Source organism: Bradyrhizobium sp. USDA 3240 (genome assembly GCF_054063295.1).
On record NZ_JBSSGD010000002.1, the window covers coordinates 8524341 to 8538499 of the forward strand.

Genomic DNA, 14159 nt, shown 5'->3' on the forward strand with positions numbered 1-14159 from the left:
GACCGGTTCCCGCAGTTTGCTTTTGGTAAGGGTCTCTCTGGGAAAGCTCGTCCCCGTCAGACAATCTGGGGATGCCACCATGTCTCATGCCAAATTCATTGCCGCGCTGACCGTGACCACGGCGCTCGGCGTCGGCGCTGCATCGGCTGCCGACCTTGCCGCCCGTCCGTACACCAAGGCGCCGGCCTATGTGGAAACGGTCTACAACTGGTCCGGCTTCTACCTCGGCGGCCATCTCGGCGGCGCCTGGACCAACGAGCAGTGGGTCAACAGCGCGAACACGACGGCGTTCGGCGATCTCGCACCCGGCCAGGGCTTTCGGCAGCGCGGCTCGGGCTTCATGGGTGGCGGTCAGATCGGCTACAACTGGCAGGCCAACAACTTCGTGTTCGGCGTCGAGGGCACGTTCTCCGGGCTCGACAATTCCGGCCGCGTCACCAACACGGTGTTCGGCGTCGGCCGCGACGATCAATTCAGCTGGCGCTCGAACTTCATGGCAACGATCGTCGGTCGTGCCGGCTACGCGATGCAGAACAATCTGCTCTATTTCAAGGGCGGCTATGCCGGCGTGAACAACCGCCTGTCCGTCGTCGACAACCTTCCGCCGGCAACCGGCTCCGGCAGCCAGACCCACTGGGCCAGCGGCTGGACGGTCGGCGCCGGCTGGGAATACGGCATCACCCGCAACTGGACGGTCGGCGTCGAATACAACTACGCAGCCTTCGAGCGTCAGACCTATCAACTCGCCGGGACCGCTGCGGGCACCTACACGTTCGACGCCAAGCCGCGCGACATCCAATGGGCGGTGGTGCGGATGAACTACAAGTTCGACGCGCCGGTCATCGCGCGTTACTGAACACTAGAGCCCCGTTCCGATTGAATCGGAACGGGGCTCTAGATTCTAGTTTTGACGCGTTTTCTTCACGCGAACCGGTAGCCACTTCGCTCGAAAACGCTTTAGTGAGGCGAACAGGATGCAGGAGCCCCGGCAAGCGCCGGGGCTCTTGTGTTTCAAGGGGCCTGTTTCAGGCCATCACTGAGTAGCCGCCGTCGACGGGGATCGCGGTGCCGGTGACGAAGTCCGACGCCGGCGAGGCCAGGAATACGGCAATCCCTGAGAAGTCGTCGATCGCTCCCCAGCGGGCCGCCGGCGTGCGTGCAAGCACGCGCTCATGCAGGCCTGCGACCTGCTGGCGCGCGCCCTTCGTCAGATCGGTGTCGATCCAGCCCGGCAGGATGGCGTTGACCTGGATGTTGTCGGGGGCCCAGGCGTTGGCGCAGGCGCGGGTGTACTGCACGATGCCGCCCTTGCTCGCGGCGTAGGCCGCAGCGAAGCTCGCGCCGAAGATCGACATCATCGAGCCGATATTGATGATCTTGCCGTGGCCCGACGCCTTGAGCGCCGGATAGGCCGCCTTCGAGCACAGGAAGGCGCTGGTGAGGTTGGTGTCGATCACCTTGCTCCACTCGTCGAGCTCGAGCTCGTGCGGCGGCTTGCGGATGCTCATGCCGGCGTTGTTGACGAGGATGTCGATCCGGCCGAGCTCGCCCGTGACCCGCTCGACCATCGCCGCGACGGCGGCCTTGTCGGTCACGTCGGTTGCCACCGCGATCGCCTTGACGCCGCGCTTGCCGAGATCGTCGACGGCAGCCTTCGACTTCGCCTCGTTCCGGCCGACCACGGCAACCGCCGCGCCGGCGTCCGCCAGGCCGCGCGCCATGCCAAGCCCGATGCCGCCGTTGCCGCCGGTGACGATCGCGACCCGGCCCGAGAGATCAAACTGTCCGTTTCTCATTGTTATTGTCCGCTGTGGTTTGAACCTGCGGAGAGAGTGCCCGATCGTCGGAGCGCTGACCAGATCGGGCGCGGCCGGTCGGCCCTGCGCGAAGAGGCGTGCGAGCGAGGTTGTTCTCGAACGTGTTCAGGCAACAAAAAAGCCCCGGACAATGCCGGGGCTCTTCGTCTGCTGGATCAGCAGGGATCAGTACTTGGCAACAACCGGACCGGTCCAGTTGAAGCGATAGACCAGCGAGGTGCTGATGGTCTGGACGAGCGGCTTGAAGGTGATGTCGCGGCCATTCGAGATGTTGGTGACGTCGGCGAGTTCCGAGATGTTCTTGCTGTCGTAGTAGGCAGCACGGTACTCGGTCTTCATGAACCAGCCCGGCGCGGTGATGCCGAAGATGTTCAGGTTGTTCTCGACGCCGCCGCCGACGAACCAGCCGCTGCGATCGAAACCGTTGGTGTGCAGGCCCGAGGGAAGTGCGGTCGCGGTGTTGAACAGCGTGGTGCCCTTCCAGTGCGAGCTGGAGTAGCCGGCATTGACGTAGGACAGAACGTTCGGAGCGACCAGATAACCGAGGCGCGCACCGGCGGCCCAGCTGTAGTCATTCTTGATCGAGCCGGCGACGAACGGACCCTGATCCTGGATCGTGCCCTTCAGGCTGCCGAACTGACCGTCGGCGAACACGCCGAGGACCCAGCTGTTGGCGGTCTGCCAGTCGTAACCAGCACCGACGGTGCCGTACCAGCCATCGCCGCCCTGGCGCTGATTGAAGCCGAGGATCGGCGCGCCCGTGACGGTCGACTGGACACCGGTGTCAGCGTCCCAGACGCCGCCGCCGCCACCGCCGAAGATGTAGAAGCCGGTCCAGCTCGGAGCGACTGCGATCGGGGCCGGAGCCTTGGTGTAGGGGCGGGCGCCCAGATCGGCAGCCGACGCGGAACCCGTCATCGCAGCAACCGCGGTCAGAGCGAGCAAAATCTTCTTCATATCCAAATCCTCGACTTTAGCGTTCGATCGGGGCGCTGACGGGGACGCGATGGCACCGATTCCCGAAATTCATGTCAGGACTATACGTGGTTCCGTCGGAAATGCTGTTGCGGGTGAGACACAACCGCCCGAAAACGAAACCGCAGACGCTCTCCGAATACGCGAATGAAAACGGCCGCCCCAATCTGGAGGCGGCCGGAAAATCATTCCAAATCAGTCGGTTAGACCCTAGACGTCAAGCAGATCGTCGCTCGCGAATTCGGCCTTGTCGGAGATGAAGGCAAAGCGGGCTTCCGCCTTGGTGCCCATCAGCCGCTCAACCGAGTCGGCGGTGCCCTCGCGATCGTCGGCAAGCAGCACCACGCGCAGCAGCGTGCGCTTGGCCGGATCCATCGTGGTTTCCTTGAGCTGCGCCGGCATCATCTCGCCGAGGCCTTTGAAGCGATTCACCTCGACCTTGGCGTTGGCGTTGAATTCGCTCTTGAGCAGCTCTTCCTTGTGGGCGTCGTCGCGGGCGTAGACCGACTTGGTGCCGTGCTTCAATTTGTAGAGCGGCGGCACCGCGAGATAGAGATGTCCCTCGTCGATCAGCCGCGGCATCTGCCGGTAGAAGAAGGTGATCAGAAGCGATGCGATGTGCGCGCCGTCGACGTCGGCGTCGGTCATGATGATGATGCGCTGATAGCGCAGATCCTCTTCGCGATAGTGCGCGAGCGTGCCGCTGCCGATCGCCTGCACCAGATCGGAGAGCTGCGCGTTGGCGGTCAGCTTGTCCTTGCCGGCGGACGCGACGTTGAGGATCTTGCCGCGCAGCGGCAGCACGGCCTGCGTCTTGCGATCGCGCGCCTGCTTGGCGCTGCCGCCGGCCGAGTCGCCTTCGACGATGAAGAGTTCGGAGCCTTCGGTGCCGGCATCCGAGCAATCCGCGAGCTTGCCGGGAAGGCGCAGTTTCTTGCCGGCGGTCTTGCGCGCGGTTTCCTTTTCCTGGCGGCGGCGCAGCCGATCCTCGGCACGGTCGATCACGAAGTCGAGCAGCCGGTTGGCCTGGTTGGGATTGCCTGACAGCCAGTGGTCGAACGGATCCTTCATCGCCTGCTCGACGATACGCTGCGCTTCGGCGGTGGCGAGGCGGTCTTTGGTTTGGCCCTGGAATTCAGGCTCGCGCACGAACACCGAGAGCATCACGGCCGCGCCCACCATCACGTCTTCCGAGGTGATGGAGGCTGCGCGCTTGCCCTGGCCGGCGCGCTCGGCGTGATCCTTCAAGCCGCGCAGCAGCGCGCTGCGCAGGCCCGATTCATGCGTGCCGCCATCGGGCGTCGGCACCGTGTTGGTGTAGGACGACAGGAAGCCGTCGGCATCGGCCGTCCAGGCCACCGCCCATTCGCACGCGCCATGCGCGCCGCTGCGGCCGGATTTGCCGGAGAAGATATCCTGATGCACCAGCGTGTCGGCGTGGATCGCCGCGGCGAGATAATCCTTCAGGCCGCCGGGGAAATGAAACTTGGCTTCCGCCGGGACGTCCTCGACGCCTTTCAGCAACTCCGGGTCGCAGTGCCAGCGAATCTCGACGCCGCCGAACAGATAGGCCTTCGAGCGCGTCATCTTGAACAGACGCTGCGGCTTGAAGGCCGCCTTGGCGCCGAAGATGTCGGTGTCAGGCTTGAAGCGAATCCGCGTGCCGCGGCGGTTGTTGACCTTGCCGAGGTCTTCGAGCTTGCCCTTGGGATGGCCGCGCTCGAACGTCATGCGATGCAACTGCCCGCTGCGCGCGACCTCAACCTCGAGCCGCGAGGAGAGGGCGTTGACCACCGAGACGCCGACGCCGTGCAGACCGCCCGAGGTCTCGTAGACCTTGGAGTCGAATTTGCCGCCCGAATGCAGCGTGCACATGATGACTTCGAGCGCCGACTTCTTCGGGAATTTCGGATGCGGGTCGACCGGAATGCCGCGGCCATTGTCGGTCACGGTCAGGAAGCCGTCGGTGGTCATCTCCACGTCGATGAAGGTGGCGTGGCCGGCGAGCGCCTCGTCCATGCAATTGTCGATCACCTCGGCGAACAGGTGGTGCAGCGCCTTCTCGTCGGTGCCGCCGATATACATGCCAGGGCGCCGGCGGACCGGTTCCAGCCCCTCCAGCACCTCGATATCAGCCGCCGTATAGCCGGCTTCAGCGCCTCCCGTGGGCCGGGAAGCAGCCTTCGCCGGGGCGCGTCCCTTCGGCTCCGGGGCTCCGAACAGGTCGTCGGCAGATTTACTTTTGGCGTTTGATTTCAATGGTTTGGTCATGGTTCTTCAAGTGGCGCGCCAGTCACGGCGCAGCGAATCGGTTGCTCTGACTATGCCACGGATGGGCTGCCAAATGGGGGCGGCCGCGCCGTGAAGGCCCGCCCGCCTGTGTAGATAGGAGCCTGCGCTTACGCCCGCGAGGTGCGGAATACAACGACCGTGAACAGGGCCATGGCAGCGACCACCATCAGCGATCCGACGATCGGCGCGGCCTCGAACGCGGGACCCTTCAGCAATACCGCGGCCACACCGGCCGGAAACAGGATGCCGCCGACGATATGCAGCCAGCCCTGGATTTTGGCGAGCAACATGGCTCCCGCCGGCGGCACCAGCCGGTAATACAGGCCGAACAGGAACAGCAGCACGCCGCCGACGAGATTGAGATGCGCATGCGCCGGCCCCAACGTGAAGTCGTGCTGGATACCCATAACGATGCCCGCGAGCATTCCGAACAGCAAGACGAGAACGCCCACGCACATCATCAGTGACCCGATCATCAAGTGATTCCTTTTTCTTATGAGGGAGATGCCAGCCAGCCCGGACCGCAGGGGCCTTACGGGAAATCACGTTCGATCCCCGCCTTTGTGACTTGATGTCACGCAATGGGCTGGCTTACCTGTTCTTAGGCTGCGTGCCGCTACAAAGGTTCATTCGGTTTTCAACGGAGCGGAAGGCACTCGACGAGATGGAAGACTTTACGCGGGCCCTGGCCGAATTCGTCCGCCATCACCAGGCCTGGGCCGCTCCGATCGTCATGCTGCTGGCGTTCGCTGAATCGCTCGCCTTCATCTCGTTGCTGGTGCCCGCCTGGGGCGCGCTGGTTGCGATCGGTGCCCTGATCGGCGTCAGCGGGATCAGCTTCTGGCCGATCTGGATCGCGGGCGGCATCGGCGCCGCGCTCGGCGACTGGGTCTCCTACTGGTTCGGCTATCGCTACAAGGAGCAGGTCGCGCAGATGTGGCCGCTGTCGCGCTATCCGGAGATCCTGCCGCGCGGCGAGGCCTTCGTGAAGCGCTGGGGCGTGCCCAGCATCTTCATCGGCCGCTTCTTCGGCCCACTGCGTGCCTCGGTGCCGCTTGCGGCCGGCATTTTCGAGATGTCGTACTGGCAATTCCAGATCGCCAATTTCGTCTCCGCCCTGGTCTGGTCGGCGGCGCTGCTGCTGTTCGGCGACGTCATCGGCCAGGTCGTCGAGTGGATGTGGCGGGTGGTGTAACGAAGTCAGGAATATCGCTGCGATGCAGGGGTTAGCGGAAGAACAATTGCTCGCACAGCCGTCTTCACGCGACTGTCAAAACGCTGAGCAAAACTCACCACAGCGGACGCGGCTCCGCCGGGCGCATCATTTCTTCACTGGGAGGACATCAGATGGATCTGACACGACGTCACGCTCTCGCAGGTGCTGCCGGCATCGCCGCCGCACCGTTGTTATCAGCCGTTCCCGCGGCCGCGGCAGCGCCCGCCGCCGACAAGCAGGCGCCGAGCTTCTATCGCTACAAGGTTGGCGACATCCTGGTCACCGTGGTGTCTGACGGCAAGAACGTCTTCAAACTGGAAGATGCCTTCATCCCGAATGCGAAGCGGGACGATGTCAACGCGGCGCTGGAGAAGGCGTTCATGCCCGCGCGACATGGTGTCGATCTGGTTCGCGCCGCTGGTGCTCAACACCGGCGGCAAGCTGGTTGTGATCGACACCGGCAACGGCGCGCTGGCGAAGGCCAGCACGAAGGGGGCCAATGGCCTGTTCGCCGACAATTTCGTCGCGGCCGGCTTCGATCCGAAGAATGTCGACATGGTCGTGATCTCGCACTTTCACGGCGACCACGTGAACGGCCTGCTGACGGCCGAGGGCACGCCGGCATTCCCGAACGCCGAGGTGCTGGTGCCGGCGACCGAATGGAAGTTCTGGATGGACGACGGTGAGATGAGCCGGGCGCCGGCCGGCCGCATGGCGGGCCTGTTCAAGAACAACCGCAACATCTTCGAGGCCGGCCTGAAGAAGAAGGTCACGCCCTATGAATGGGGCAAGGAGATCGCACCGGGCCTGACCTCGGTCGAGACCGTCGGCCACACGCCGGGCCATACCTCTTACGTGCTGGCCTCGGGTCCGGACAAGGTCTTCATCCAGTCCGACGTCACCAACAATCCGAACCTGTTCGCGGCCAATCCCGGCTGGCATGCGTTCTTCGACCAGGACGGCGACGTCGCGGAGAAGACCCGCCGCCGTATCTACGACATGGTGGTCGCAGAGCGGCTCCAGGTGCAGGGCTTCCACTATCCGTTCCCGGGCCTCGGCAATGTGGTCAAGGACGGCAACGGCTACCGCGTCGTGCCGGCGCCGTGGAATCCGGCCATTTAGGTCCGTCATTCCCCGGTGCGCAATGGCGCACCTGAGGGCGATGCGTAGCATCGAACCCGGAATCTCGCGCCGCAATCGCTGGATTCCCCGATGCGCAATTGCGCATCTGAGGTTCGCGGGCAGGGCGCGCGCCCCGAAATGACAAGCAACATCTTGACGCAAAACGGGCGCGGCCTTATAGCCGCGCCCATGATCAACGCCGCGACCATCATCATCGCCCGTCGCCGCCGCATTCTCGCGGTATGGGCGGTCGCTCGCGTTTAAGACCATCGCCTCTGCCGCCGGATCCGATCCCGCGGCGCTCTCCTGAAAAAGACACGCGGTTCGATCTGGCGGCTCCTTCGTCATGCAGGAGCTTCGACCATGTATACGCCACCGCCTTTCAAGCCTGACCGCGCCGCGAGCCTTGCGTTCGCGGAAGCGCGCGGTTTCGGCATCGTCTGCGCGTGCGACGGCGGCAAACCGATCGCCTCGGCGCTGCCGTTCTATTTGACCTACGCCGCCGACGGCACGCCGCGGGCGCTGTTTCATGTTGCCCGTCACAATCCGCTGGTAAAGCTGGCGAACGGGAGCCCGTGGCTGCTGGCCGTCACCGGCGCGGATGCCTATGTGTCGCCGGACTGGTACGTGTCGCCCGATCAAGTGCCGACCTGGCTTTATCAGGCGGTGCATCTGACCGGGACGGTGCGGACCCTGTCGGACGAGGAACTGGCCGTTCAGATCGACGTGCTGAGCGCCAAGTTCGAGGATCGGCTGCTGCCGAAAAAGCCGTGGGTGTCGGGCAAGATGACCGCTGCGCGGCTGGAAACCATGAAGAAGGCCATCGTGGGCCTCGAGATGACGGTGGAAGGGGTGGAGGGCAGCTTCAAGCTGAACCAGCACAAGTCTGAAACCGATTTCGCGGCGGTCGGCAACGCGCTCGCATTGCAGGCCGAAGCCGGTGCCCGGGACATCGCGGCTTTGATGCGTGAGGTGCGCCCGCAGGCTTTCGCGACGATACAGGCCGAGATGACTACGCTTCCGAGGAGCGAGTAATGACGAAGAAGAAAATCGGAATTTTGGGCGCGTCCGGCTACACCGGCGCCGACGCGGTGCGCCTGTTGGCGCGGCACCCGAATGCCGAAATCACCGCGCTTACCGCCAACACCCATGCCGGCAAGGCGATGAGCGAGGTGTTTCCTCACTTCTTCATGCTCGACCTGCCAAAACTCGTGGAATGGGAAAAGGTCGACTGGACGCGGCTCGATGCCGTGTTCTGCGGACTGCCGCACGGGACGACGCAAGAGATCATCGCCGCGGTGCTGAAAGCCAATCCCAGAATCAAGATCCTTGATATGTCCGCGGATTTCCGGCTGCGCAACAAAGACAGCTACGCGCAATGGTACGGCCACGAGCACCGGGCGCTCGAATTGCAGGACGAGGCCGTCTATGGGCTGACCGAACTCTACCGCGAGAAGGTCACGGCCGCACGGCTGGTGGCCTGTCCCGGCTGCTATCCGACGGCGGTGCTGCTGGCGCTTGTTCCGCTGGCGAAGGCAAAGCTGATTGACGTCGACGACATCGTCATCGACGCAAAGTCCGGCGTCACCGGCGCCGGACGCGGACTGAAGCAGAACACGCTGTTCAGCGAGGCCGGCGAAGGGTTGTCGCCCTATTCGATCGGAAGCCATCGGCACTCGGCGGAGATCGAGCAGGAGATCGGCGCAGCCGCTGGCTCGGCTGTGACAGTGAACTTCACCCCGCATCTCATTCCGATGGCGCGAGGTGAGTTCTGCACGTCCTATGTCAAGCTCAATGGGGCTACGCCGGACGATTTGCGTGCCGAGCTGGAAAAGGTCTACGCCAACGAGCCGTTCGTCTATGTGACGAAGAAGGGCGTGCTGCCGCAAACGCAGAACGTACGCGGCTCGAATTACGTTCAGATCGGCGTCGTCGCCGACCGGATCAAGAACCGCGCCATCGTGCTCTCTACGCTCGATAATCTTGTGAAGGGTTCGGCCGGACAGGCGATCCAGAACATGAACCTGATGTTCGGCTTGCCTGAAACCACCGGACTGGAGCAGATCGCGCTGTTTCCATAAGCAGGGGTTGTTGTCGTGGGCGAGGGTGCGCTCAATCCAGGGGTAACTGCCCATCCCCGTTGGCAGCGCAGGCGCGGCCAGATGTGTTAAACGAAACGAACGATCTCGAAAGGACCATGCCATGACCGTCACCGACACCAACCAGCCGAAAACCAGGAGCGGTGCGACCAAGGCGACCGTGTTCGTCGATGGCGGCTCAGGCACCACCGGCCTCGGCATCCAGGAGCGGCTGCACACGATCGGCGACGTCGCGGTCAAGCACATCGCCGAGGACAAGCGGAAAGATGCCGCTGCCAAGCGCGCGCTGATGGAGGAGGTGGATCTCGTAATCCTCTGCCTGCCTGACGAGGCCGCCAAGGAAACCGTCGCGCTGATCGACACGATGGGCAATTCGGCGCCGAAGGTGCTCGACGCGTCGACGGCGTATCGGGTCGCGCTCGACTGGGCCTATGGCTTCGCGGAACTCGCGCCCGACCAGGCCGACAAGATCCGCAACGCGCCGAAGGTCTCCAATCCCGGCTGCTATCCGACCGGTGCGATCGCGCTGCTGCGGCCGCTCGTCGACGGCGGCCTGCTCCCGGCCGACTATCCCGTCACCATCAACGCGGTGAGCGGCTATTCGGGCGGCGGCAAGACGATGATCTCGAGCTTCGAGGACGGCTCGGCGCCGGCATTCCATCTCTATGGGCTCGGCTTCGAGCACAAGCACGTGCCGGAGATGCAGCTCTACTCGCATCTGACGCGGCGGCCGCTCTTCGTCCCGTCGGTCGGCAACTACCGGCAAGGCATGCTGGTCTCGGTGCCGCTGCAACTCGATGCGCTGCCGGGTAAGCCTGATGGTGCCGACCTGCAGGCTGTGCTGGCGAAGTGGTACGCCGGCAGCAAACACGTCTTGGCGATGCCGCTGCAGAACGAAGCGGTGAAGGACGGGCGGATCGAGCCTGAAGCGCTCAACGAGACCAACCAGCTCGAGCTCTATGTCTTCGCCAGCGACAAGCACCGCCAGGCCGTGCTGGTCGCCCGGCTCGACAATCTAGGCAAGGGCGCCTCGGGTGCCGCGGTGCAGAACATGCGGCTGATGCTTGGGCTTTCCGACAGCTGACGGCGAGGGGCGCATCGTGGACGACGCCACGCTGCAATTCTACCGGCGCAATGCCGAGGCCTATGCCGGGTGGACGAAAGCACCGTCCGCCCGGCTGACAGCTTTTCTCAAGCTGCTGCCGCCGGGCGGCGCGATCCTCGAACTCGGCTGCGGTGCCGGCAATCATGCCGCGGTCATGCTTGCCGAAGGCTTCGTGCTGCGCGCGACCGACGGTTCACCCGAGATGGCTGAGGTCGCGGCGCGCCGCATCAACCATCCTGTCGAGGCGATGTTGTTCGATGAGCTCGAGGATCGTGGGGCCTATGACGGCGTCTGGGCCAGCGCCTGCCTGCTGCATGTGCCGCGCGACGAATTGGCCGGCATCCTCGGCCGCATCCATCGCGCGCTGAAACCCGGCGGCATCTTCTACGCGAGCTACAAGGTCGGCCACGGCGATGGCCGCGACAGCATCGGACGCTACTACAATTATCCCGCGGCCGACTGGCTGGCGGCGACCTACGCCGCGTCAGGAGCCTGGCTCCAGGTCTCGTCCGACACCAGCGAGATCAAGAGCTTCGATGAGGCGCCCGCGACGATGCTGCATATCGTGGTGCGGAAAGACGAGGAATAGCGCCGGCGCGGCCGTGACCGCCGCCGGCGCGAATGTGTCGCTTAGAGGATCTTGAAGATCGCGAGCGCCAGCACCGCCTGCGCGATGAAGCCGACCGTGAAGGCGAGGGTGCGGAACACCGGCAGGCCGAGCGTGTAGACGATCAGATGCGCGACGCGGGCCCAGAAATACACGGCGCAGGCCAGCACGGTCCATTTGGTGGAATAGTCTGCCGCGTTGAGGATCAAGACCAGCGGCGCGAAGATCACGAGGTTCTCGACCGCGTTGTCATGGGCGAACATCAGCCGGTTGGCCCATTCGGCGTGCGGCTTGTCGGTGCGCGATGGATTGCCCATGGCGCCGGAGAGGCCGCGCACCTGGCAGCGGTTGATGATGTAGGGAACCCACAGCAGCCCGGTCAGGATCACCGTCAGCGACAGCCAGAACAGTTCGCGCGTCATCGTCTCCCCCTCAAGTGAATTCGATTCCCGACCGTCGGGACCATCTGTTTATAGCTGAGCGGAAGAACTCGCGCTACGCGCGGACGCGGACATAGCTGCCCGGAGCGTCCTCGAGCACCGACGCCCCGTTCGAGCCCACCATGCGTGCCGGCACCGTCTCCGGATCATGGCTTTCCAGCCACCCGCGCCAGTCGGGCCACCACGAACCCTTGTGCTCCTCGGCGCCCTTTAGCCAGTCGGCGAGCTTCATGTCCTTGATGTTGTCGTTGGTCCAGTACTGGTACTTCTTGGAGGCCGGCGGATTGACCACGCCGGCGATATGGCCGGAGCCGGACAGCACGTATTTCACCGGGCCGCCGAAGAACTGCGAACCGTAGAGCACCGATTCCGCCGGCGCGATGTGATCCTCGCGTGCCGCGAGGTTGTAGACCGGCACCTTCACCTTCGACAGATCGAGCAGCGTGTTGTCGAGCACCATCGTGCCGGTCGACAGCCGGTTCTCCAGATAGCAGTTGCGCAGATAGTAGGAGTGGTTCGACGACGGCATCCGCGTCGCGTCCGAATTCCAGTGCAGCAGGTCGAACGAGGAGGGCGGCTGGCCCTTCAGATAATTGTTCACGACATACGACCAGATCAGGTCGTTGGAGCGCAGCATGTTGAAGGCCATCGCCATCTTGCTGCCTTCGAGCACGCCGGATTCCTGCATGTCGCGTTCCAGCGCCGAGATCTGGTCCTCGTCGACGAACACCAGGAGATCGCCGGCGTGGGTGAAGTCGACCTGCGCGGCAAAGAACGTCGCCGAGGTCACGCGCTGGCGGCGCTTCTCGGCAAGGTAGGCCAGCGTCGAGGCGAGCATGGTGCCGCCGACGCAATAGCCGGCGGTGTGCACCTTCAACTCGCCGGTGACCTTCTCGATCACGTCCATCGCCGTGAGCGGGCCCTCGGCCATGTAGTCGGCCCAGGTCTTCTTGCCGAGCTCCTTGTCCGGATTGACCCACGAGATCACGAACACCGTGATGCCCTGGTCGACGCACCATTTGACGTAGGATTTCTCAGGGCGCAGATCGAGGATGTAGAACTTGTTGATCCATGGCGGCACGATCAGGAGCGGGGTGCGCAGCACGTTCTCCGTCGCCGGCGAATACTGGATCAGCTGCATCAGGTCGTTCTGGTAGATCACCTTGCCCGGCGTCGTCGCCATGTTGATGCCGACCTCGAGATTGCTCGAATCGGACTGGCGGATCCGCAGCGTGCCGTGGCCGGCCTCGATATCCTCGGCCAGCATCTTCATGCCGCGGACCAGATTGTCGCCATTGGTCTCGACGGTAGCGCGCAGCACTTCCGGATTGGTCAGCACGAAATTCGACGGCGCCAGCGCGTTGGTGATCTGCTGGACGTAGAATTCGGCCTTCTTGCGTGTATGCGGATCGATCCCGTCGGCGTCGTGGACCAGCTGCTGCGCCCATTTCGCGGTCAGCAAATAGAGCTGGAGGATGAAGTCGAAGAACTGATTCGACTTCCACTCCGGATCCTGGAAGCGCTTGTCGCGCGGGGCCGGCGCGATCGCGGGCTTGGCGTCGGCTTCGCCGGCCATGCGGCGCACGGCCGATCCCCAGAGATCGAGGTAATCCTTGCCGAGCTGCATCTGCAGCGACGAGGCGCGTTCCTTGTCGGCGAGCCAGTATTCGGCGATCACGCTGAAGGTCTTGATGACCTCACCGAGTTCGTTCGGCGGCTTGTCGCGGACTTCCCCGGTCTGGCGCGGCTTGAGGTAGGCCGCCAGCGCCTGGCCGCTGCTCTCCATCGCCCGGGCGATGTTCATGGCGAAGGCTTCGGCGTTGAATTTCGGGGTGGCTTGGGTGTCGGTACTGACGTTGCTCATCTGAGGGACAATATCGTGTCGTTGGGGGGGCGTCATCGCGCGGTGCGGTAGCGAAAATCGGTCAAAAGCCGATGTTTCGCTCTGTTGCGGTGCGATAAAAAAATCTTTGTTCCGTCATATTGAAGCCTCAGGGGTCGCTTTTGTTGTGCACGCTTTAAGCGTTTCGGGCGACAATGGTTTGAAACGTCTAAAGCCAGGATTAGATGCAGCGGGGACGCTGCAAGGCTCGTACCAGTGCGACCCGTGTCGGCAATGTGCGACGTGCGCGCTAGCTTGTTGGGGACAATTCGGCGCATGCCGATCGATCGAATGAACAGGGGGCTCGCGGCCGCAGCGCTGCTCGCGTCGATGCTGGCGCTGAGCGGGTGCTCGAGCACGATTGCCGATATGGCCATGCCGGCCGATGCGCCGGCGCGGCAAAAGGACGCCAACGGCTACCTCCCGGTCCACGACCTTCCGCCCGACCGCGCCGATCCGACGATCAAGCCGGCGGATCAGGCCAAGATCGAGCAGGAGCTCGTTGCCGCGCGTGAGCGCCAGGCACAGGCTCAGGCCGCGACGGCCGCCCAAAGCGGGAAGTGAGCGCGCCAGTTTGGCCGATCAGCGCTGGCGCCGCCCAGCG

Annotated in this window: 13 protein-coding genes and 1 pseudogene; 8 read left to right on the forward strand and 6 right to left on the reverse strand. The window is 64.0% G+C overall.

The annotated features are described in order from the left end of the window. Positions 1-79 precede the first annotated feature (79 nt). Positions 80-856 (forward strand): outer membrane protein, encoded by a 777-nt coding sequence (locus tag ACVIGA_RS40650; protein ID WP_456670455.1) that lies wholly within the window; start codon positions 80-82, stop codon positions 854-856. A gap of 169 nt (positions 857-1025) precedes the next feature. Here ACVIGA_RS40650 and ACVIGA_RS40655 read toward each other — a convergent pair whose 3' ends face one another. The 4 genes from ACVIGA_RS40655 to ACVIGA_RS40670 form a co-directional block, all read right to left on the reverse strand. After that, positions 1026-1796 (reverse strand): glucose 1-dehydrogenase, encoded by a 771-nt coding sequence (locus tag ACVIGA_RS40655; RefSeq protein WP_456670456.1) that lies wholly within the window; start codon positions 1794-1796, stop codon positions 1026-1028. 186 nt (positions 1797-1982) lie between these two features. Further along, positions 1983-2774 carry an outer membrane protein gene (locus tag ACVIGA_RS40660; protein ID WP_456670457.1) on the reverse strand — a complete coding sequence of 264 codons (792 nt, stop codon included), beginning with the start codon at positions 2772-2774 and terminating at the stop codon, positions 1983-1985. A 228-nt stretch (positions 2775-3002) separates the two neighbouring features. Continuing rightward, entirely contained in the window at positions 3003-5063 is a 2061-nt protein-coding gene (gene parE / locus ACVIGA_RS40665) for a DNA topoisomerase IV subunit B (RefSeq protein WP_375780811.1), read from the reverse strand. 128 nt (positions 5064-5191) lie between these two features. Next, positions 5192-5560 (reverse strand): hypothetical protein, encoded by a 369-nt coding sequence (locus ACVIGA_RS40670; protein WP_456670458.1) that lies wholly within the window; start codon positions 5558-5560, stop codon positions 5192-5194. A gap of 188 nt (positions 5561-5748) precedes the next feature. Between ACVIGA_RS40670 and ACVIGA_RS40675 the strand changes: the two genes are divergently transcribed. The 6 genes and pseudogenes from ACVIGA_RS40675 (at position 5749) to ACVIGA_RS40700 (ending at position 11215) form a co-directional block, all read left to right on the forward strand. After that, the gene (locus ACVIGA_RS40675) at positions 5749-6279 is read left to right on the forward strand and encodes a DedA family protein (RefSeq protein ID WP_223967834.1); all 531 of its coding nucleotides are present in this window, start codon (positions 5749-5751) and stop codon (positions 6277-6279) included. A gap of 152 nt (positions 6280-6431) precedes the next feature. Further along, positions 6432-7422 (forward strand): annotated as a pseudogene (locus tag ACVIGA_RS40680) (MBL fold metallo-hydrolase). A gap of 363 nt (positions 7423-7785) precedes the next feature. Then, positions 7786-8457: an FMN-binding negative transcriptional regulator gene (locus ACVIGA_RS40685; protein ID WP_456670459.1), complete on the forward strand. Its 672-nt coding sequence runs from the start codon at positions 7786-7788 to the stop codon at positions 8455-8457. Beyond that, positions 8457-9503, forward strand: a complete 1047-nt coding sequence (gene argC / locus ACVIGA_RS40690; RefSeq protein ID WP_456670460.1) for an N-acetyl-gamma-glutamyl-phosphate reductase — start codon at positions 8457-8459, stop codon at positions 9501-9503. Before ACVIGA_RS40685 ends, argC (ACVIGA_RS40690) begins: the two co-directional genes overlap by 1 nt. Positions 9504-9624: 121 nt before the next feature. Next, complete coding sequence (gene argC, locus ACVIGA_RS40695) at positions 9625-10605, forward strand: N-acetyl-gamma-glutamyl-phosphate reductase (RefSeq protein WP_456670461.1); 981 nt, start codon at positions 9625-9627, stop codon at positions 10603-10605. 16 nt (positions 10606-10621) lie between these two features. Next, positions 10622-11215, forward strand: coding sequence for a class I SAM-dependent methyltransferase (locus tag ACVIGA_RS40700; protein WP_456670462.1), 594 nt, complete (start codon positions 10622-10624; stop codon positions 11213-11215). 41 nt (positions 11216-11256) lie between these two features. Here the strand turns inward: ACVIGA_RS40700 and ACVIGA_RS40705 are convergent, their stop codons facing one another. Both ACVIGA_RS40705 and ACVIGA_RS40710 read right to left on the reverse strand, forming a co-directional pair. Continuing rightward, positions 11257-11655 carry an MAPEG family protein gene (locus tag ACVIGA_RS40705; protein WP_223967828.1) on the reverse strand — a complete coding sequence of 133 codons (399 nt, stop codon included), beginning with the start codon at positions 11653-11655 and terminating at the stop codon, positions 11257-11259. 73 nt (positions 11656-11728) lie between these two features. Further along, positions 11729-13537, reverse strand: coding sequence for a PHA/PHB synthase family protein (locus ACVIGA_RS40710; RefSeq protein WP_223967827.1), 1809 nt, complete (start codon positions 13535-13537; stop codon positions 11729-11731). A 294-nt stretch (positions 13538-13831) separates the two neighbouring features. Between ACVIGA_RS40710 and ACVIGA_RS40715 the strand changes: the two genes are divergently transcribed. Beyond that, positions 13832-14119, forward strand: a complete 288-nt coding sequence (locus tag ACVIGA_RS40715; RefSeq protein ID WP_223967826.1) for a hypothetical protein — start codon at positions 13832-13834, stop codon at positions 14117-14119. The last annotated feature ends 40 nt before the right edge of the window (positions 14120-14159 follow it).